The 18750-nt window shown below is 68.7% G+C and carries 17 protein-coding genes; 10 read left to right on the top strand and 7 right to left on the bottom strand.

The window, feature by feature from the left end:
* Nucleotides 1-13: 13 nt before the first annotated feature.
* Together ACFV15_RS14740 and ACFV15_RS14735 are read right to left on the bottom strand one after the other, a co-directional pair.
* Nucleotides 14-631, bottom strand: a complete 618-nt coding sequence (locus ACFV15_RS14740; protein WP_378350895.1) for a response regulator transcription factor — start codon at nucleotides 629-631, stop codon at nucleotides 14-16.
* A 55-nt stretch (nucleotides 632-686) separates the two neighbouring features.
* Nucleotides 687-1481, bottom strand: a complete 795-nt coding sequence (locus tag ACFV15_RS14735; protein WP_378350894.1) for a hypothetical protein — start codon at nucleotides 1479-1481, stop codon at nucleotides 687-689.
* Between the two features lie 92 nt (nucleotides 1482-1573).
* On the opposite strand from ACFV15_RS14735, the gene ACFV15_RS14730 reads away from it, so the two are divergent.
* Together ACFV15_RS14730 and ACFV15_RS14725 are read left to right on the top strand one after the other, a co-directional pair.
* Nucleotides 1574-2515, top strand: a complete 942-nt coding sequence (locus ACFV15_RS14730; RefSeq protein WP_378350892.1) for an anti-sigma factor RsbA family regulatory protein — start codon at nucleotides 1574-1576, stop codon at nucleotides 2513-2515.
* Between the two features lie 16 nt (nucleotides 2516-2531).
* Complete coding sequence (locus ACFV15_RS14725; protein WP_378350890.1) at nucleotides 2532-4037, top strand: CHAD domain-containing protein; 1506 nt, start codon at nucleotides 2532-2534, stop codon at nucleotides 4035-4037.
* A gap of 279 nt (nucleotides 4038-4316) precedes the next feature.
* Here ACFV15_RS14725 and ACFV15_RS14720 read toward each other — a convergent pair whose 3' ends face one another.
* Complete coding sequence (locus ACFV15_RS14720; RefSeq protein ID WP_378350888.1) at nucleotides 4317-5090, bottom strand: SigB/SigF/SigG family RNA polymerase sigma factor; 774 nt, start codon at nucleotides 5088-5090, stop codon at nucleotides 4317-4319.
* Between the two features lie 14 nt (nucleotides 5091-5104).
* Entirely contained in the window at nucleotides 5105-5542 is a 438-nt protein-coding gene (locus ACFV15_RS14715) for an anti-sigma factor (RefSeq protein WP_378350886.1), read from the bottom strand.
* 112 nt (nucleotides 5543-5654) lie between these two features.
* Between ACFV15_RS14715 and ligD the strand changes: the two genes are divergently transcribed.
* The 3 genes from ligD to ACFV15_RS14700 all read left to right on the top strand — a co-directional run bounded on the left by ligD (nucleotide 5655) and on the right by ACFV15_RS14700 (nucleotide 8070).
* A complete protein-coding gene (gene ligD, locus ACFV15_RS14710) occupies nucleotides 5655-6605 on the top strand; it encodes a non-homologous end-joining DNA ligase (protein ID WP_378350884.1) in 951 nt (316 codons plus the stop codon).
* Between the two features lie 2 nt (nucleotides 6606-6607).
* Nucleotides 6608-7510, top strand: coding sequence for a Ku protein (locus ACFV15_RS14705; RefSeq protein ID WP_378350883.1), 903 nt, complete (start codon nucleotides 6608-6610; stop codon nucleotides 7508-7510).
* Between the two features lie 83 nt (nucleotides 7511-7593).
* A complete protein-coding gene (locus ACFV15_RS14700) occupies nucleotides 7594-8070 on the top strand; it encodes a hypothetical protein (RefSeq protein ID WP_378350881.1) in 477 nt (158 codons plus the stop codon).
* 109 nt (nucleotides 8071-8179) lie between these two features.
* On the opposite strand, the gene ACFV15_RS14695 is transcribed toward ACFV15_RS14700, so the two are convergent.
* Nucleotides 8180-8506: a plasmid stabilization protein gene (locus ACFV15_RS14695; RefSeq protein ID WP_378350879.1), complete on the bottom strand. Its 327-nt coding sequence runs from the start codon at nucleotides 8504-8506 to the stop codon at nucleotides 8180-8182.
* A 63-nt stretch (nucleotides 8507-8569) separates the two neighbouring features.
* Nucleotides 8570-10051 (bottom strand): exo-alpha-sialidase, encoded by a 1482-nt coding sequence (locus tag ACFV15_RS14690; protein WP_378350877.1) that lies wholly within the window; start codon nucleotides 10049-10051, stop codon nucleotides 8570-8572.
* 148 nt (nucleotides 10052-10199) lie between these two features.
* Between ACFV15_RS14690 and ACFV15_RS14685 the strand changes: the two genes are divergently transcribed.
* The 3 genes from ACFV15_RS14685 (at nucleotide 10200) to ACFV15_RS14675 (ending at nucleotide 13537) form a co-directional block, all read left to right on the top strand.
* On the top strand, nucleotides 10200-11156 hold the full coding sequence (locus ACFV15_RS14685) for a hypothetical protein (RefSeq protein WP_378350875.1): 957 nt from the start codon (nucleotides 10200-10202) through the stop codon (nucleotides 11154-11156).
* A gap of 69 nt (nucleotides 11157-11225) precedes the next feature.
* Nucleotides 11226-12305, top strand: a complete 1080-nt coding sequence (locus tag ACFV15_RS14680; RefSeq protein WP_378350873.1) for a C40 family peptidase — start codon at nucleotides 11226-11228, stop codon at nucleotides 12303-12305.
* Nucleotides 12306-12646: 341 nt separating this feature from the next.
* Nucleotides 12647-13537: a phosphotriesterase gene (locus tag ACFV15_RS14675; protein WP_378350872.1), complete on the top strand. Its 891-nt coding sequence runs from the start codon at nucleotides 12647-12649 to the stop codon at nucleotides 13535-13537.
* Here the strand turns inward: ACFV15_RS14675 and ACFV15_RS14670 are convergent.
* Entirely contained in the window at nucleotides 13530-14438 is a 909-nt protein-coding gene (locus tag ACFV15_RS14670) for a PAC2 family protein (protein ID WP_378350870.1), read from the bottom strand. The two genes, ACFV15_RS14675 and ACFV15_RS14670, sit on opposite strands and share 8 nt — an antisense overlap.
* Nucleotides 14439-14477: 39 nt before the next feature.
* Between ACFV15_RS14670 and metH the strand changes: the two genes are divergently transcribed.
* Complete coding sequence (metH, locus tag ACFV15_RS14665; protein ID WP_378350868.1) at nucleotides 14478-18041, top strand: methionine synthase; 3564 nt, start codon at nucleotides 14478-14480, stop codon at nucleotides 18039-18041.
* Between the two features lie 8 nt (nucleotides 18042-18049).
* On the top strand, nucleotides 18050-18715 hold the full coding sequence (locus tag ACFV15_RS14660) for an HAD family hydrolase (protein ID WP_378350866.1): 666 nt from the start codon (nucleotides 18050-18052) through the stop codon (nucleotides 18713-18715).
* Nucleotides 18716-18750 lie beyond the last annotated feature (35 nt).

The raw sequence follows: 18750 nt of genomic DNA, 5'->3' as shown, positions 1-18750 counted from the left end.
TAGTGCATTTGCATCAGTCGACCAGGCCCTCGCGGCGGGCGATCGCCACCGCTTCCAGCTGGGAGCGGGCGCCGAGCTTCTCCAGCACCCGCTGGACGTGATTGCGCGCGGTGTTCCTGGCGACGCCGAGCCGCTCGCTGATCTGCGCGGTGTCCGAGCCCTGCGAGAGCAGCACGAGGGTCTCCTGTTCGCGCGCGGTCAGCGCCCCGACGCGCGCCCGGCCGGTCAGCCGGTCGAGCACCCCGCCCAGCAGGCTCGGCGCGAACACCACCTCGCCGGCGGCGACCCGGCGGACGGCGGATTCGAGCTCGTCGAGCCGCGACGACTTGAGCACCAGGCCCGCGCCGCCCGCTTCGGCGACCCTGGCGGCGACGGCCGCGGTCGCCTCGCCGGTCAGCACCAGCACCCTGGAGCCCGCCGCTTCGAGGTCGGCGATGGCACCGACGGCGTCGCCGTCCGGCAGCCGCCGGTCCAGCACCACGACATCGGGACGGCAGCGGGCGGTCTCGGTCAGCGCGGTCGCGATGGACCGCGCCCTGGCCACGATCTCCATGCCCGAACGCTCCAGCGCGAGCCCGATCGCCTCGGCCACCATGTCGTGGTCCTCGACGAGTACCACGCGGATCGCCATGCGGGTCATCCTAGCGACGGGCGGGCCATCCGGCCGATCAGTCCGGAGTGGACGGTCAGTGGGCGTCGACGGCGGCCTGCGCCGCGTCGTAGCCCGCCTGCGCGGCGTCGAGTGCCTGCCCGGCTTCCCGCTCGGCCGCTTCGGCCTCGGCGAGCCGTTCACGCAGCGCGGCCGTCGCCTCGGCGGCGCGGTCGGCTTTTCTTCGTGCGCGGGTGAGTTCGACGTGCGCCGTGTCGCGTGCCTTGCCCAGTTCTTCCGCCTCGCGCCGCCGCCGCTCGCGTTCCCGCTGCGCGACAGGGTCCTCCGCCTTCGGCTTCTGCTTGGCTTTCGGCTTTTCGACCGGCTTCGGCACCAGCTTGAGCTTGGGCCGCCGGGGGAGCTCGACGGTCGCGGCGGTCAGCCAGTGATCTCCGGAGTCCGGCTGCAGCGCGGCGGTGAGATGACCCTCGGCGGCCGCTTCGGCGGCATCGGGGTTGGCGACGACGGCTTCGAGCGTCGCCTCGACCTCACGGGCGACCGGCTCGCTCAGCGACGGCTTGAGCTTGAGCGTGCGGCCGACCAGTTCATGTCGCTGCCTGGTGAGCACGCGCAGTTCTCCGCCGTCGAGTTCGGCGTGTGCTTTGCGGAGCTTCTCGCCGAGCGCGGCGAGTTCGCCGAGTGCTTCGGGATGGGTCCTGGCCAGCCAGTTGACGACGGCGGCAGCCGCGGTCGGCTTGCGCAGCGCGCGGATCCGCTCGGCCAGACCGGCGTCACCGCCGGTCTTCGCCTCGCGGGCATGAGCGTTCCGCGCGGCGATGAACTCCGACGGTTCACCCGCGTACAGTTGGTCGACCACCGACTCGAACTCCATCGCCGTCAGCGAACCACATCACCGTGTGGGAAGCCACATGGTTGATCTCGTACGGGCAGGGGTACACGTGGGGCAGAGAGAGGGTGGTATCAGTGACGAGCACGGCGACTGTGGAGGCGGCCGCGAACCCGTTCGTCCATCCCGCGTTGTTCTACCGCGGGCCGCGGGAGTACCTGACGGGGACGGTCCCGTTCATACTCGACGGCCTGGCACTCGGCGAGCCGGTCGCCGTCTCGGTGCCGGGACCCAATCTGGACCTCATCCGCGGCGGTCTCGGTGACGCGGCGGACGACGTGCTGCTGCTTGACATGACCAAGGAAGGCCGCAACCCCGGACGGATCATCCCCGGTGTGCTGCGCGCGTTCGCGGACAAGCACCAGAACTCGCGCGTCCGGATCATCGGCGAGCCCATCTGGCCGGACCGGTCCGAGAGCGAATACCCGGCCTGCGCCGCGCACGAGGCCTTGATCAACCACGCTTTCACCGGGCGTGCTGTGACGATCCTGTGCCCGTACGACGCGGACCGGCTCAAGGCGCGGGTACTCGAAGACGCGCTGCGCACGCATCCCGTCGTCATCGACGTGTCGGGGGAGCACGAGAGCGGCCACTACGCACCTGACGAGATCATCACCGGCTACAACACGCCGTTCCCCGAACCGGGTGAGGCCTTTTCGCTGGCGGTCGATCTGAACGGGCTCAAGGCACTGCGCGTGTTCGCCGCCGAGCACGCGCGGCTGGCCGGACTCGGCGAAGACCGGGTCGGTGACGTCGTGCTGGTGGCGAGCGAGCTCGCGGCGAACAGCATCGTGCACGCCCGTGACCGCGCGTCGATCCGCATCTGGCACGAGGACGGTCATCTGGTGTGCGAGTCCGCGGATCACGGCCATCTGACCGACCCGCTGGCAGGCAAGTCGCCCGCCCAGCCGGGCCAGCTCGGCGGGCGGGGCCTGCTGCTCGTCAACCAGCTCGCGGACCTGGTCCGCGTCTACTCGGTGCCGGGCAGCACGGTGATCAGGGCCTGGTTCCGCCTCTGAGAACGGAAGGAGTCCCATGGCAGCACCCGTCAGCCAGATGGAACGGGAACGCAAATACGACCTGGGTGCCGGCGGCCAGGTACCGATACTCGCCGGTGCCGGAGCCGTGGTGCGGCAAGAGGGTCCGGTCGAGCAACTGCTGGACGCGACCTACTTCGACACCGAGGACTACCGGCTCGCCCGCGCCGGGATCACCCTGCGCCGCCGCACCGGCGGCGATGACGCGGGCTGGCACCTGAAGCTTCCGGTCTCGGCCGACGCCCGTGAAGAACTCCAGGTGCCCTTGCGCCGCAACAACCCGTCGAAGGTCCCTGGCCGTCTCGCACGCTTGGTGACCGCGTACACGGCAGGCTCGCGCCTGGTGCCGATCGCGCATCTCAAGACCGACCGGTTCTCCTACCGGCTGGCCGACGCGGACGGTCACGTGCTCGCCACGCTCACCGACGACCACGTCACCGGCGAGGCCGGGGGAGCGGTGGCGCACATCGACAGCTGGCGCGAACTCGAGGTCGAACTCGAAGAGGGCGCCGAACCCCGCCTGCTCGACGACCTCGACAGGGCGCTGGTGCCCTCGGGCGCGTCCGCGTCGAAGTACCCGTCCAAGGTGCGCAGGCTCGTGGGCGAGCTGGTCCCGAAGCGGCGGCCGGTCAAGATCGGCAAGAAACCGGACGCGGGCGCGGTCGTGCTCGGGTACCTGCGCGAGCAGTTCGACCACCTGCGCCGCAACGACATCGGCGTCCGCAGGGACACCGACGACGCCGTCCACCAGATGCGCGTCGCCTCCCGCAGGCTCCGCGGCGCGTTCCGCACGTTCAAGAAGATCATCGACGTGCCCGAGTCCCTCTCCGCCGAGCTCAAGTGGCTCGCGGGTGAGCTGGGCCCGGCCCGCGACACCGAGGTCATGGCCGCGACGCTGAACAAGCAGCTCGACGAGCTGCCACCGGAGTTCGTACTCGGGCGCGTGCGGCAGCTGCTCGTCCGGCACTTCTCGCGCGAGAGCGAGGAGGGACGGACACGTGCGGTGGAAGCGTTGAACAGCAAGCGATACCTCACGTTGCTGTCCACTTTGGACGATGTGCTCGAATCGCCGCCGTTGACCAAGCGAGCCCGTCGCCCCGCGCGCAAGGAGTTGCGCAAGGCTGTGCGCGAGGCGAGCGCCAAGCTCGAGCGTGCTGAAGCGGCGACACATGACGCATCCTCCGATCTCGACACCGCCTTGCACGAGACACGCAAGAAGGCGAAGCGTGCGCGTTACGCCGCGGACGCGGTGCGGCCGGTGCTGGGCAAGAAGCTCGGCAAGTGGCGTAAGAAGGTCAAGGCGGTGCAAAGCACCTTGGGCGAGCACCAGGACACGGTCGTGACTCGCGAAACCCTGTACCGCCTGGCCATCGGCGCCTTCCGAGACGGCGACAACTCGTTCACGTACGGCCTACTCCACGGCCACAACACCGAACTCGCGCACGCGAAGCAACGCGAGTTCCGAACGCAGTGGAAGAAACTGCCCGCCGTGACCAAGGGCTAACGACTCGTGAGTGTTCCGGCGGCTGGGGCGGGCAGGTTGGTCAAACCCGCTGCTCGGCGGGTGCCGCAGGGCGGTTGAACGTTGCGAACGGGGCGTTCGCAACGCTGAGCGACGCATACGCCCCGTTCATTCCGTCCACCCCACCCCGCAAAGCAGGCAAATGCGACATCGCGGGGCGAAATTCAGCCCGTTGAGTCCTTTGTGGACGTTAGATGCTCGCGGTCGGGCCGTCGACGACGGCCCGACCGACTCGCTCACGTCCCCTGAACGAGCCTGGGGTCAGGCGTCGCCGGTGAGCTTGCCGCGCAGCTGGTCCAGGGTCTGCGAAAGCAGGCGCGAGACGTGCATCTGCGAGATCCCGATCTTCTCGGCGATCTGCGTCTGGGTCATGTTGCCGAAGAACCGCATCACGAGGATCGAGCGCTCACGCGCGGGCAGCTCCCGCAGCAGCGGCTGCAGTGCCTCGTGGTTCTCGACGTTGACCAGGTCGAGGTCGTCCTCGCCGAGGGTGTCGGCGAGCGACATCGTCTCGGAGTCGCTGAAGATCGGCTTGTCCACCGAAAGCGTCTGGTAGGCGTTGCCCGCCAGCAGTCCTTCGCGCACTTCGTCGATGTCGAGGCCGAGGTGCTCGGCCAGCTCGCTCGGGGTCGGCGCGCGGCCGAGGCGTTGGGAAAGCGCGCTCGAGCCCTGGCTCAGCGAGAGGTGCAACTCCTTGAGCCTGCGCGGGACGCGCACGGCCCAGCCGGTGTCGCGGAAGTGCCTGCGGACCTCGCCCATGATGGTGGGCACCGCGAAGGACAGGAAGTCGCTGCCGCGGTCGGGCTGGAAGCGGTCGACCGCGTTGATCAGGCCGATCCGCGCGACCTGCAACAGGTCCTCGCGCGGCTCGCCACGGCCGGTGAATCGGTACGCGATGTGTTCGGCGACCGGGAGGAACTCGGTGACGAGCCGGTTCCGGATCGCGTCGCGGCGCGGATCGTCGGGGTCGAGTGCGCCGAGTTCTTCCAGCAGCGGGACGCAGTGGGCGTACTCGTCGCGACGCTGGCGGGTCATTTCCCGTTCAGCGTTCACACCGCACCTGTCCCCGCGCTGAGAACGAACTCGATGATCACCACGGAACTGGCACCTTCACCCGGCTCGATGGAGTTCCAAGCCGACTCGGTCAGTGTGGTGAGCACATGCCAGCCGAAGGAGCTGGTGCTGGGCGCCTCGGTCTGCAGGGTGGTGGTCGAGACCGTGACGTGCAGGCCACCGGCCACGGGCCGGAACCGGCACCTGAGTGTGGCGCCGAGGTCGGCCTGCTCGATCAGCTCCGCGCAAGCCTCGTCGACCGCCATCTTGGCGTCCGAGATGGCGTCGAGGTGGAAATCCGCGCGCGCCGCCATGCCCTGCGCGAGCATGCGGACCAGCGACAGCTGACCAGCGTGGGCCGGGACTCGCAGCTCGACCACCTCGTCGAGTAGCTCGTCGATGCTGTCCGGGGTCTTCTCATGCCTTGCCTCCATGCGGGGGCTATACCCAGTCGTGGAACCGCTGACACGTACTGGCGAGGTTTATCTCGGGAGTGTGCACAAAGGACGTGGTGTACTGACCTCGACCGACCCCCGAGGAGGCATCATGACCGGTCCCGGCTGGCGTGAACCGGTGCTCGCGACGCTCACCGACCGGCGGTTCTCCTCGGCCGGATGGCTGTTCGAACGCAAGCTGGACGGCGTCCGCGCGATCTGCTCGCGTGACGGCGGCACCCCCGTGCTCTGGTCGCGCACCAAGAAGGTCATGGACGGCGCGTATCCCGAGATCGTCGAGGCGCTCGCCGCGCAGGGCGGGCCGCGGTTCGTCGCCGACGGCGAGATCGTCGCGTTCGACGGCAGGCAGACCAGCTTCGCGAAGCTGCAGCCGCGGATCCACCTCACCGATCCCGAGCGCGCGGCCGCCACCGGGATCAAGGTCTACTACTACCTCTTCGACCTGCTGTACTTCGACAAGTACGACACCACCACGTTGCCGCTGCGCCAGCGCAAGGCGCTGCTCAAGGACGCCTTCGACTTCGAGGATCCGCTGCGGTACGCGAATCACCGCAACGCCGACGGCGAGCAGTTCTTCGCCGAAGCCTGCGGCAAGGGCTGGGAAGGCGTCATCGCGAAGCGCGCGGACTCGCCGTACCGCCCTGGACGGTCACCCGACTGGCTGAAGTTCAAATGCTCGTCCGGCCAGGAGTTCGTGCTCGGTGGCTTCACCGACCCGCAGGGCGCCCGCCGGGGTTTCGGCGCACTGCTTTTGGGCTACTACCAAGACGGCGCGCTGCGGTACGCGGGAAAGGTCGGCACCGGTTTCGACGACCGGACCCTGCTCTCGCTGCACGCCGAGCTCGAAGGACTCGAGCAGGCCAAGCCGCCCTTCGCCGATCCGGTGCGCGAGAAGGGCGCGCACTGGGTACGCCCGGAGCTGGTCGCGCAGATCGAGTTCGCCGAGTGGACCCCGGAGGGCAAGCTGCGGCACCCGCGCTATCTGGGGTTGCGTGCCGACAAGAAGCCTGCGGACGTGGTGCGGGAGCGCCCGAGGAGGTAGCGATGGCCAGGCCGATCTGGAGCGGGGCGCTGAACTTCGGCCTGGTGACCGTGCCGGTCCAGCTCTTCAGCGCGGTCGAGGACCACACCGTGCACTTCCGGCAGTTCGAGCGTGGCACCAGCGCCCGCATCCGCTACCAGCGAGTCAACGAGAAGACCGGCGAAGAGGTCGGCTACGACGACATCGTCAAAGGCTATGAGCTCGACGACGGCGACTATGTGCTGATCGAGCCCGGCGAGCTGGACGACATCGCGCCGGGCCGGTCCAAGACGCTCGACATCGAAACCTTCGTCGAGCTGGCCGAGATCGACCCGATGTACTTCGACAAGACGTACTGGCTCGCGCCGTCCAAGGACGAGTTCGGCAAGGCGTACGCGTTGCTGGCCCAGGCCATGGCGAAGAGTGGCAAGGCGGGCGTCGCGAAGTTCGTCATGCGCGGCAAGGAGTACCTCGCTCTGGTCAGGGCCCAGGACGCGCTGCTGCTGCTCAGCACCCTGCATTTCGCCGCCGACCTGCGCGATCCCGCCAAGGTGCTGCCCAGGAAGGCCGCCAAGCCCAAGCCCAAGCCCAAGGAGCTCGACATGGCCGTGAGCCTCATCGACTCGATGACCGACGACTGGCGGCCAGGGGACTACCGCGACGGCTACACCGCGCGGGTGCGCAAGCTGATCAAGGACAAGAAGGCGGGCCGGAAGGTCAAGCCCGAGGCGGAACCGAGGGAGGCCACCGGTGTCGTCGACCTGTTCGACGCCCTTTCGCGCAGTGTGCGGGGCAGAAAGGGCGCGAGCGGGGACCTGTCGGACGTGACCAAGGCTGACCTGGACAAACTCGCCCGCGAGAAGGGTATAAAAGGCCGATCGAAGATGAACCGGGCCGATCTCGAGGCGGCTCTGCGGGCTTCTTGACAACTTTTTCGCCGGAGGACGTTTGTGATCGCGCGTCTCTGGGCACCACCGGCTTGACTGCCGACGAAAGCCGGGTGAAAGACATGAACGACGAACAGCTCCGCGCGATGCTCGTCGGCGCGGTGGCCGCGGCCCGGCGCGGCGCGGATCAGGAAGCCGTGCTGCTCTGTGACTGCCTGACCACCGGGTCGGAGCAGCTCGCCCGCGAGGGGATCCGCCAGCTGGCGGTCGCGAACGTCGAGATGCTGCGTTCGCTGGTCGAGCTGCCGTCCGACGGGATGCCGCTGTTCGTGATCGACGGTGAGGACGTCGACGGCGGCCGGATCTCGATCGACGAGTTCGAACCGGCCCAGCGCGCCGCCACCAGGGTGATGCTGGCCTATGCCCATGACCGGCCCGCCGACGCCGATCTGCAGCTCGACGTCGTCGCCTCCGTCCCCGGCCCTGCCGAGATGCGGCTGGTCTTCGTCCACGTCCTGTGCTGGACCCTCGAACTGCTCGACATCTGCGGTGAGCGCAACCAGCCGATCCCCGGCTGGCTCCGCGCCGTGGCCGCCTAGCCCCGCGTGCGCGAAACCGGGCGCCCGTCGGGGGTGTGCCCGTGTCTTGTGTCCACGCGAGCCCGACGGAGCGGGCTTTATCGTCGGGATAAAGCCCGCTTCGTCATTTTCACCGCCCGAGCGCGCTCTGGAGTTCCTTCTTGGTCATGCTGGAGCGGCCCTTGATGTTGCGCTTCTTCGCCTCGTTGTAGAGCTGGTCCTTCGTCGGGCCGCCTGCGCCCTGGTGCGAGCGCTGCCCACCGCGCTTCTGCGGCGACTTGTCCCGCACTGACGACTTGCTGGCCGTCTTGGACTCGCCCGACCGCGCGCGGTTCTTGTTCACCGTGCGCGCGGCGATCTCCTCTGCGCGGTCTTCGCTCGCGCCGCGCTTCTTCGTGGAGTCCTTGATGTGCTGGTACTGGCGTTCACGTTTGTCACTCCAGGCCTGCTGCGGCACGGCTGCTCCCTTCCGTCACGGGCTTTGATCGAGAATTACCCGAAGCCGGAAGGGAGCAAACGTCTAGCCGCAGTGCTCGGACGGGCTGTCGTACTTCACGCCACCCGCCGAGCCGCCCCACTTCACGCACTTGTTGCCGGCGGGCGCCTTGACCGGCCCGGCGAAGTACGAGAACGAACCGGAGTCGGTGTTCCGCGCGGAGCCCGCGACCTCCAGGTAGGCCGAGGTCGCCGTCGGCGTGCCCGCGTTGGCCTTCTTCATGGTGCTCACGCAGTTGTTGCCGTTCGCCGCGTTGTAGGACAGGTACACGGTGCCCTCCGTGCCCAGCGGCGCGGAGTCGATGACGCCGTAGCCGTGCCCGCAGGCGGGCGCGCCCAGCAGTTCGTCGGTGACCGTGGAGAACCGGATGGTCTCGTTCGCGTTGGGCGTCGGCGTGGACGGGCCCGCTTCGTAGAGCACCCCGACCGAGCCGGCGCCGAGCTGCACCATGTCGGAGTACGCGGCGTCCTCGCCCCACACCAGCGTGCCTTCCGACTTGCTCTGCCAGCTGCCGCCCTCGTCGAACGAGGAGCGCACGACGAGTTCCTTGCGACGGTCGCACACGGACGGTCCGGCGAACACGAGCCGGTTGTACGGCCCGCTCATCCGCATGACCGAGCTCTGCACCTTCGGCGTGATGAGGTCCTTCTCGAAGGTGAACTTCGTCGAGAACGTCGCGCCGCTGTCCGAACTGATGGCGTATGCCCGGTTCTGTGTGCCGTCGGCCAGGCACTTGTTGTCGTTGTTGGCGTCGTTGCGCGCGGCGGCGTAGACCCGGCCGTCCGCGAGCTCGATGACGCTGATCTCCTGCGGGTTCAGCCCGGTGCTGGCGCTGATGTCGGTGGCGCCGCGCTTCCAGTTCGCGCCCTGGTCGTCGCTGTAGACCAGCGATCCGGTGCCCTTCGAACCGGTCGAATAGCTCATTCCGGCCACGATCCGCCCGGCGTGCGCGCCCTTGGTGAGCACGATGCCGTGCGACGGCCCGGTCGCGAGCCAGCCAGGCGCCTCGGCGAACCCGAGCTGCTGGGTCAGCACCTTGGGCACGGTCCAGGTCTTGCCGTTGTCGTCACTGTGCTGCACGCGCGGCACCCGCCCGCACGAAGGGCTCTTGACGCATTCCATGGTCGAGAGCAGCACGACCCGCCCGGTGGACGGGACGACCACCGCGGTCGGGTTTCCCTTGGTGTCACCGAATCCCTCGATGACGATCTGCGGGCCGCTCCAGGTCTTGCCGTTGTCGGACGATCTCTTCATCACCAGGTCGATGTCGCCGTGGTCGTTGCAGAAGCTGGCCCCGCCGTTGCGTCCTTCGGCGAACGCGAGCAGGTCGCCGTTCTTCGCCTTGACCACCGACGGGATGCGGAAACAGTCGTAGCCCTCGCTGTTCTGCTTGAACACCACCGTGTTGCCGACCGCGGCCTGTGCGGCGGGCGCCACGGCCGCGGTCATCGCCGCCGCCGCGACGAGCCCGGCCGCGAGGCCGAACGCTGTCCGCGTGAATTTCACCTTTTACTCCTCTGTAGTCCTTTTCCGGTGCTTTCAGCCTCGGTCGGCGACGTACAAGAGGTGTACAAGATGCGCGGTTCCCGGGTTGTACGCCTCTTGTACGAGCGGCTGTGAAGCTCTTGGCACCTCGGAAATTCAAGGAGCAGAAGTGAAGACAAGCATCAGAGCCGCTGTCGCAGCGACCGGTTTCGCCATGCTCGTGACCGGTCTCGGTGTGGGGGCGCAGACGGCGCAGGCGGCGTCGAGCTACCCCGTTTCGACCACTGTGGACGGTCGCACGGTCAAGGACCCGAACGTCGCGGTCGGCAAGCAGCGCATCTCGAACTTCTACACCTCGGGCACCATGGTGACGCTGGCCTGCCAGGACACCGGCCCCGAGGTCGGCGGCAGCACCATCTGGGACCTCACCACCGACGGTGTCTGGGTCGCCGACACCTACGTCAAGACCGGCTCGACCTCGATGGTCGCCCCGAAGTGCTCGTTCCCGAAGTCGTTCCCCGCCAAGGCCGACCTGAACGGCCGCGCGAACAAGGGTGACGCGGCGACCGCGCCGGGCAGTGTCGCGGACAAGTACAAGGAAGGCGCGTCCGTCCCGGTCGTCTGCCAGGCCACCGCCGGCGACGAGATCTGGGACAAGACCTCCGACAACCTCTGGGTTCCGGACGAGTTCGTCAAGACGGGCACCGAGGGCTTCGTCTCCGGCCTCCCGCACTGCGACACCGATGGCCTGAAGCCGCCGTCCTCCAGCGACGGGGCCGACCCGCGCGCCAACGAGGCGATCGCGTTCGCCAAGGCCCGTCTCGGCCACACCGACTGGAACAACCAGTGCGAGCTGTTCGTCGAGCGCGCGTTCGGCACCAGCGGCCGGTTCGCCTCGGCGACCACGCACTACCAGTGGCAGAAGAACAACGGCCGCATCCACCGCGGCACGCACGCACCGGCGGGCACCGCGGTGTTCTTCACCAGCACCACCGTGAACGGGCACATCATGCTCGCGCTCGGCGGCGGCACGGCCATCAGCACCGGGCCGTCGGTCTACCAGACCAGCAGCTACGAGTCCCGCAGCGACTACCTCGGCTGGGCGTACGTTCCGTCCAGCTGGTGATCACGCACCACTAGAGGGGCCGGTGACCGAGTGGTCACCGGCCCCTTTTTCCATTACAGGAGAAGGAATATGTCAGCAAGGAAGATCGCGCTCGCGCTGCTCGTCGCGGGCATCGGCCTAGGCGGGCTGGTGCCAGGCGCGGCCGCCGCCCAGTCCTACTCGGTCAAGACCACTTTGGACGGTCGCACGGTCAAGGACCCGAACGTCCCGGTCGGCACGCAGCGCGTGTCCGACAAGTACCCGGCGGGTACCCAGGTTTCACTGGTGTGCCAGGACACCGGGCCCTCCTATGGCGGCAGCACGGTCTGGGACCTCACCTCCGACGGTTACTGGATCCCCGGCGCTTACGTGGAAACCAATGGCGTCGCGCAACCGCGCTGCGTGCTGCCGAAGTCGTTCCCCGCCAAGGTCGACCTCAACGGCCGCGTCCACAAGGGCGACCCGTCCACCGCGCCCGGCGCGGTCGTCGACAAGTACCTCGCAGGAGCCTCGGTGCCGGTCCAGTGCCAGGCCACCGCGGGTGGCACGATCTGGGACTACACCACCGACGCGCTCTGGGTGCCCGACCAGTACGTCGCGAACGCTTACGTGCCAGGCATTCCCCGCTGCGACACCGACGGCGAGTCACCGGCCAACACCGGCGAGCACGGCCGCAACACCGGCCCGGCAGGCCCGGCGACCGGCACCTCCGCCGAGAAGATCGCCCGCGTCATCGCGGCCGCGAAGTCCATGGTGGGCAAGGGTTACGACTACGCGTGGGGTGGCGGCGGCAAGGGTGGCCCGTCCTACGGCATCCACCACTACCCGGACAACGACCCCGCACAGGGCGATGACTACCAGCGCTTCGGCTTCGACTGCTCCGGCCTGACGCTGTACGCGTTCTGGAAGGGCGCGGGCGTCGACCTCGGCTACTGGACGGGCGAGCAGTACAACGCGGGCACCCGCGTGCCGGTCAGCCAGATGAAGGCGGGCGACCTCATCTTCTGGGGCGACGGCGACGATTCCGAGTCGACCACCCACGTCGCCCTCTACCTCGGCGGCAACCAGCTCCTCGAGTCGGCACCGCCCCGCGACGGCAAGAGCGTGCACATCCGCTCGTTGTACGGCCAGGCCAACTGGATGAACCACGTCATCCGCGTCTTCAACTGAGTCGTGAGTGTATGGCCGGCTATTGCGCGGAAAGCCAGATGCGGCGAGGCGCGCTCAGCCTCAGGTGGCCATGAAGCGAGGGGGCCCTTGGGTGCGTAGTACCCACTCGGGGGGACCCTCGCTTCGCGACGATTATGCGAGCGGAAGGGCCAAGGTGGCGCACCACCCAGGCACCGCCGGATGAGGGCCTAGTTCACCACGCATAGCTGGGTGAAGGCTCCCTTCACCAACCCGAACTTGGTGAAGGGGGCCTTCATCGGCGGGTCCGAAGCATGCCACCTTTGACTTTCCGCCCAAATGGAACCGTCGGGAACACTCACGACTCCCAGTACGCTGGGCTCGTGATCAGGACCGTCCTGGGGGACATTCCGGCCGATGAACTCGGCATCTGCAACGCACACGACCATCTCTTCATGGCGACGCCCAAGCTGCCGGGGCAGGAGCTCGACGACCCCGACGCCGCGACCGCGGAGCTCAAGGCGTTCGGGGCGCTCGGCGGGGGAGCCGTGGCTCAGTGGACGCCGTACGGGCTCGGCCGCCGGGCCGGCGACCTGCCGTGGGTGGCGAAGGCCGCCGGGGTGCACGTGATCGCCGCGACCGGCCTGCACGCGGCCGAGTTCACGCCACCTGAGGTCCTCGCGCGGGTGAAAAACGAGTTGGGCCGGATTTTCACCGGCGAGCTCACGCAGGGTATCGAGGGCGCCGGCGTCAAGGCGGGCATGATCAAGGTCGCCGGCGGCTTCCACGGGCTCGACGAGCACGCCGTGGCGACCATGACCGCCGCCGCCGAGGCGCAGAAGGCGACCGGGGCACCCATCGGTGTCCACTTGGAACTCGGCACCGGCGCGCTCGACGTGCTGGAACTCCTCTGTGGACGACTGGAGGTTCCACCCGATCGTGTGATTCTCGGGCACCTCAACCGGTCGCCGGACCTCCGGGTGCACCGCCGGGCCGCCGAAGCGGGCGCGTTCCTGGCCTTCGACGGCCCGAGCCGGGCCAACCACGCGACCGATTGGCGGCTGTTCGACGCGCTCATCGCGCTCGCCGAAGCCGGTCACGCGACCCAGGTGCTGCTCGGCGGCGACACCACCACGGCGGCCGCGCGGGGCAAGCCGGGGATGCCGCACCTGCTCAAGGTCATCAAGCCCGGCCTGGAGAAAGAACTGGGCGAGGCCGCCGTGAAGGACTTCTTCGTCGGCAACCCCGCCCGTGCGTTCGACTGGCCTACTTAGGACCGAAGCCCTCCTGGCCGGGACGGCGGCGGCGCAGGTAGCGCTCGATGTCGGCGGCGATCTTGTCGCCGCTGACATCCTCCGGGTTGACCTCGTTGTTCTCGTCCTCGCGCTCTTCGAGCGAGCGGACATACTCCGAGATCTCGTCGTCCTCCTCGGCCATCTCGCTGACCGTCCGCTGCCACTCCTCGGCCTGCTCGGGCAGCGCGCCGAGCGGGATCTCGACGTCGAGGACGTCCTCGAGCTTGTGCAGCAGCGCGAGCGTGGCCTTGGGTGACGGCGGGTGCGAGACGTAGTGCGGCACCGCGGCCCAGATCGACACCGCGGGGATGCCGGCCTGCACGCAGAAGTCCTGCAGCACGCCGACGATGCCGGTCGGGCCCTGGTAGCGGTTGCGCTCGAGGCCGAACCGGGTCGCGGCCTCGGCGTCGTAGGCCGTACCGGTCACCGGGACGGGCCGGGTGTGCGCGGTGTCGGCGAGCAGCGCGCCGAGCGTGACCACGGTGGACACCTTCAGCTGCTCGATGTGCTCCAGCAGCTCGGCGCAGAACGCGCGCCAGCGCATGTTGGGCTCGGGTCCCTGCACCAGCACGACGTCACGGTCGAGCGCCTCCGGGTGGCAGGTCGACAGCCGGGTCGTCGGCCAGTCCACTCTCCGGGTGACCCCGTCCACCATGCGGACTGTGGGGCGGCTCACCTGGAAGTCGTAGTAGTCGTCTGGCTCCAGCTCGGCCAGCGGCGTCGCATCCCAGTTGAGCTGCAGGTGCTCGACGGCTCTGCTGGCCGCGTCACCTGCGTCGTTCCATCCTTCGAAGGCGATGATCATGATCGGGCCGGTGAAGTCTGGGCGCTCAGCGTCCTCGTTCTCGCGCTGCTGGGTCTCGTCGACGGGCTCACTCACTTGACCAGCCTACGACCAGGCCACCGTAAGCTGGTGGGTATGTCCAATCGTGTTTCGTCACCGCTTCTCGACGCACTGCGAACCCGTGTCGTGGTGGCCGACGGTGCGATGGGGACCGCACTGCAGGCCCACGACCTCTCGCTCGACGATTTCGCAGGGCTGGAGGGCTGTAACGAGATCCTCAACGTCACCCGGCCCGACGTCGTGAAGAGCGTGCACCGCGGGTATCTGGAGGCGGGCGCGGACGCGGTCGAGACCAACACGTTCGGCGCGAACTTCGCGAACCTCGCCGAGTACGACATCCCGGAGCGGATCTTCGAGCTGTCGATCGAGGGCGCCAGGCTCGCCCGCGAGGTCGCCGACGAGTTCTCCACGCCGGAGCGTTCTCGGTTCGTGCTCGGCTCGGTCGGCCCCGGCACCAAGCTGCCGACGCTCGGGCACGCCCCTTTCGTCACGCTGCGTGACGCTTATCAGGAGGAAGTCCGCGGCCTGCTGGCAGGCGGCGTCGACGCGGTGCTCGTCGAGACCACCCAGGACATCCTGCAGACCAAGGCCTCGATCATCGCCGCGCACCGCGCGATGGCCGCCGAAGGCCGCCAGGTCCCGATCATCGCCTCGATCACCGTCGAGACCACCGGCACGATGCTGCTCGGCACCGAGGTCAACGCCGCGCTCGCCGCGCTGGAGCCGCTCGGCATCGACCTGATCGGCCTCAACTGCGCCACCGGCCCCGCCGAGATGAGCGAGCACCTGCGCCAGCTCTCCCGGCACGCCCGCATCCCGCTCTCGGTGATGCCGAACGCCGGTCTGCCCGAGCTCGGCCCGAACGGCGCGGTCTACCCGCTCGGCCCGGAAGGACTGGCCGAGGCGCTGTCCGGTTTCGTCCGCGAGTTCGGCGTCGGGCTGGTCGGCGGCTGCTGCGGCACCACCGACGAGCACATCCGCCAGCTGGTCGCGGCCGTCGCCGACCTCCAGCCGGCCGTGCGCCGCCCGCGCCCCGAGCCCGGGGTGTCCTCGCTGTACCAGGCGGTGCCGTTCCAGCAGGACGCCAGCGTGCTGATGATCGGCGAGCGCACCAATGCCAACGGCTCCAAGAAGTTCCGCGAAGCGATGCTGGACGGCCGGTTCGAGGACTGCGTCGAGATCGCCCGCGACCAGACCCGCGACGGCGCGCACATGCTCGACCTCTGCATCGACTACGTCGGCCGCGACGGTGTCGCCGACATGGCCGAGCTGGCCGGTCGCCTGGCGACCGCGTCGACGCTGCCGATCATGCTCGACTCGACCGAGCCCGCCGTTCTGCAGGCCGGCCTGGAGCAGCTCGGCGGCCGCTGCGCGGTCAACTCGGTCAACTACGAGGACGGCGCCGGGCCGGATTCGCGGTTCCAGAAGATCATGCGGCTGGTGCGGGAGCACGGCGCCGCCGTGGTCGCGCTGTGCATCGACGAAGAGGGCCAGGCGCGCACCGCCGAGTGGAAGGTCCGGATCGCCAAGCGGCTGATCGAGGACCTGACCCAGAACTGGGGCATGCGGGTCGAGGACATCATCGTCGACTGCCTCACTTTCCCGATCTCCACCGGGCAGGAGGAGGTCCGCAAGGACGCGCTGGAGACGATCAACGCGATCCGCGAGCTGAAGAAGCTGTACCCGGACGTGCGGACCACGCTCGGACTGTCCAATGTGTCCTTCGGGCTCAACCCGGCCGCGCGCCAGGTGCTGAACTCCGTGTTCCTGCACGAATGCGTGCAGGCCGGGTTGGACACCGCGATCGCGCACTCGTCGAAGATCCTGCCGATGGCGCGGATCCCCGACGAGCAGCGCGCCGTCGCGCTCGACCTGGTCTACGACCGCCGCCGCGAGGGCTACGACCCGCTGCAGGAGCTGATGGCCCTGTTCGAGGGTGTCAGCGCCGCGTCGAGCAAGGCCTCGCGCGCCGAGGAACTGGCGCGGCTGCCGTTGTTCGAGCGGCTGGAGCGGCGCATCGTGGACGGTGAGCGCAACGGGCTCGACGCCGATCTCGAAGAGGCGCTGAAGGAGCGCCCGGCGCTGCAGATCATCAACGACACACTGCTGTCCGGCATGAAGACCGTCGGCGAGCTGTTCGGGTCGGGGCAGATGCAGCTGCCGTTCGTGCTGCAGTCGGCCGAGGTGATGAAGGCGGCCGTCGCGTTCCTCGAACCGCACATGGAGAAGGAAGACGACAGCGGCAAGGGCCGGATCGTGCTGGCGACCGTGCGCGGCGACGTGCACGACATCGGCAAGAACCTGGTCGACATCATCCTGAGCAACAACGGCTACGAGGTGGTCAACCTCGGCATCAAGCAGCCGATCACCACGATCCTCGAAGCGGCCGAGGAGAACAACGTCGACGCGATCGGCATGTCCGGCCTGCTGGTCAAGTCCACGGTGATCATGAAGGAGAACCTCGAGGAGATGAACTCCCGAGGCGTCTCCGCGCGCTGGCCGGTGCTGCTGGGCGGCGCCGCGCTGACCCGGTCCTATGTGGAGAACGACCTCACCGAGATGTACCTCGGGGACGTCCGCTACGCCCGCGACGCGTTCGAGGGCCTGCGGCTGATGGACGCGATCATGGCCGCCAAGCGCGGCGAGTCGCCGATCATCGACGCCGAGGCGGAGGCCAAGCGTGCCGAGCGCAAGGCGCGCCGTGAGCGTTCACTGCGCATCGCCGAAGCGCGCAAAGCCAAGCTGGAAGCCGAAGATCCCATCGAGGACCAGCCGGCCCGCTCGGACGTCGCGACCGACGTGCCGGTGCCGTCGCCGCCGTTCTGGGGCAACCGGGTGATCAAGGGCGTGCCGCTGGCCGACTACTCGTCGATGCTCGACGAGCGCGCGACGTTCATGGGCCAGTGGGGCCTCAAGGGCGCGCGCGGCGGCAGCGGACCGTCCTATGAGGACCTCGTCGAGTCCGAGGGCAGGCCGCGCCTGCGGTACTGGCTGGACCGCCTCGCCACCGACGGCCTGCTGCAGCACGCGGCCGTCGTCTACGGCTACTTCCCTTGCGTGGCCGACGGAAACGACCTCGTCGTGCTGACGGAGCCGTCGCCGGACGCGCCGGAGCGCACCCGGTTCACCTTCCCGCGCCAGAAGCGTGACCGTCGCATGTGCCTGGCCGACTTCTACCGCCCGCGCGAGCTGGCACTCGAGGCCGGCGAGGTCGACGTCGTCCCGTTCACCCTGGTGACCATGGGCCAGCCGATCGCCGACTACGCCAACGAGCTGTTCGCCGCCAACGCCTACCGGGACTACCTGGAGGTGCACGGCCTCGGCGTGCAGCTCACGGAGGCGCTCGCGGAGTACTGGCACTGCCGGATCCGGCAGGAACTGCGCTTCTCCAGCGGCGTCGCACTGTCCGAAGAGGACCCCGAAGACGTCGAGGACTTCTTCAAGCTCGGCTACCGCGGCGCGCGGTTCTCGCTCGGCTACGGCGCCTGCCCCGATCTCGAGGACCGGGCGAAGATCGTCGAGCTGCTGGAGCCGGAGCGGATCGGCGTCAAGCTGTCCGAGGAGTTCCAGCTGCACCCCGAGCAGTCGACCGACGCGATCGTCTGCCACCACCCCGAAGCCAAGTACTTCAACACCTAGGAGTGAATGTGAGCGAATTGTCCGCCGTGCTGTGGGACATGGACGGCACGCTGGTCGATTCCGAAAAGCTTTGGGACGTGGCGCTGTACGAGTGCGCGGAGTGGCTCGGCGGGACCATCTCGGAAGAGCAGCGGATGACGCTGGTCGGGTCCAACATGAATGACACTTCGAGCTACCTGCTCGAGGTGTGCGGCAAGCCGGCGACCCCGGAGGCGATCGCGTCGACGGGGGAGTGGATCCGCGACCGTACGGCCGGGCTCTTCGACGACGCGCTCCCGTGGCGCCCCGGCGCCCAGGAGGCGCTGGCGGCGGTGCGGAACGCGGGCATCCCGTCCGCGCTGGTCACCTCGACCGAGCGTTCGCTGACCGAACTCGCGCTGCACACGATCGGCCGTGAGTTCTTCGACGTGACCGTCTGCGGCGACGAGGTCAGCGGCCTCAACAAGCCCCACCCGAAGCCGTACCTGCTGGCCGCGCAGCTCCTCGACGTCGACCCCAAGCTGTGTGTCGCCGTCGAGGACTCGCCGCCCGGCGCCGCGTCGGCGGCCACCGCGGGCTGCACGGTCCTGGTCATCCCGAACGACGTCCCGGTCGACCAGGGCCCGCGCCGGATCTTCCGCGACTCCCTGGTCGGGGTGGATGTCGCGGAGTTGCGCAGGCTTCTGGAGTCGTGAGTGGTACGGCCGGTTCTAACCGGCCATACCACTCC

It is taken from the genome of Amycolatopsis sp. NPDC059657 (genome assembly GCF_042734395.1).
In the GTDB taxonomy this organism is placed as follows: domain Bacteria; phylum Actinomycetota; class Actinomycetes; order Mycobacteriales; family Pseudonocardiaceae; genus Amycolatopsis.
The sequence above is the reverse complement of the archived record's forward strand: the minus strand, read 5'-3'. Positions and strand labels throughout refer to the sequence as shown.

Excerpts from the sequence above, each read along its gene's own strand:
- ACFV15_RS14740 (WP_378350895.1), bottom strand. The coding sequence starts at position 631 with ATGGCGATCCGCGTGGTACTCGTCGAGGACCACGACATGGTGGCCGAG.
- ACFV15_RS14735 (WP_378350894.1), bottom strand. The coding sequence starts at position 1,481 with ATGGAGTTCGAGTCGGTGGTCGACCAACTGTACGCGGGTGAACCGTCG.
- ACFV15_RS14700 (WP_378350881.1), top strand. The coding sequence starts at position 7,594 with ATGAACGACGAACAGCTCCGCGCGATGCTCGTCGGCGCGGTGGCCGCG.
- metH (WP_378350868.1), top strand. The coding sequence starts at position 14,478 with ATGTCCAATCGTGTTTCGTCACCGCTTCTCGACGCACTGCGAACCCGT.
- ACFV15_RS14725 (WP_378350890.1), top strand. The coding sequence starts at position 2,532 with ATGGCAGCACCCGTCAGCCAGATGGAACGGGAACGCAAATACGACCTG.
- ACFV15_RS14720 (WP_378350888.1), bottom strand. The coding sequence starts at position 5,090 with ATGACCCGCCAGCGTCGCGACGAGTACGCCCACTGCGTCCCGCTGCTG.
- ACFV15_RS14705 (WP_378350883.1), top strand. The coding sequence starts at position 6,608 with ATGGCCAGGCCGATCTGGAGCGGGGCGCTGAACTTCGGCCTGGTGACC.
- ACFV15_RS14715 (WP_378350886.1), bottom strand. The coding sequence starts at position 5,542 with ATGGAGGCAAGGCATGAGAAGACCCCGGACAGCATCGACGAGCTACTC.
- ligD (WP_378350884.1), top strand. The coding sequence starts at position 5,655 with ATGACCGGTCCCGGCTGGCGTGAACCGGTGCTCGCGACGCTCACCGAC.
- ACFV15_RS14680 (WP_378350873.1), top strand. The coding sequence starts at position 11,226 with ATGTCAGCAAGGAAGATCGCGCTCGCGCTGCTCGTCGCGGGCATCGGC.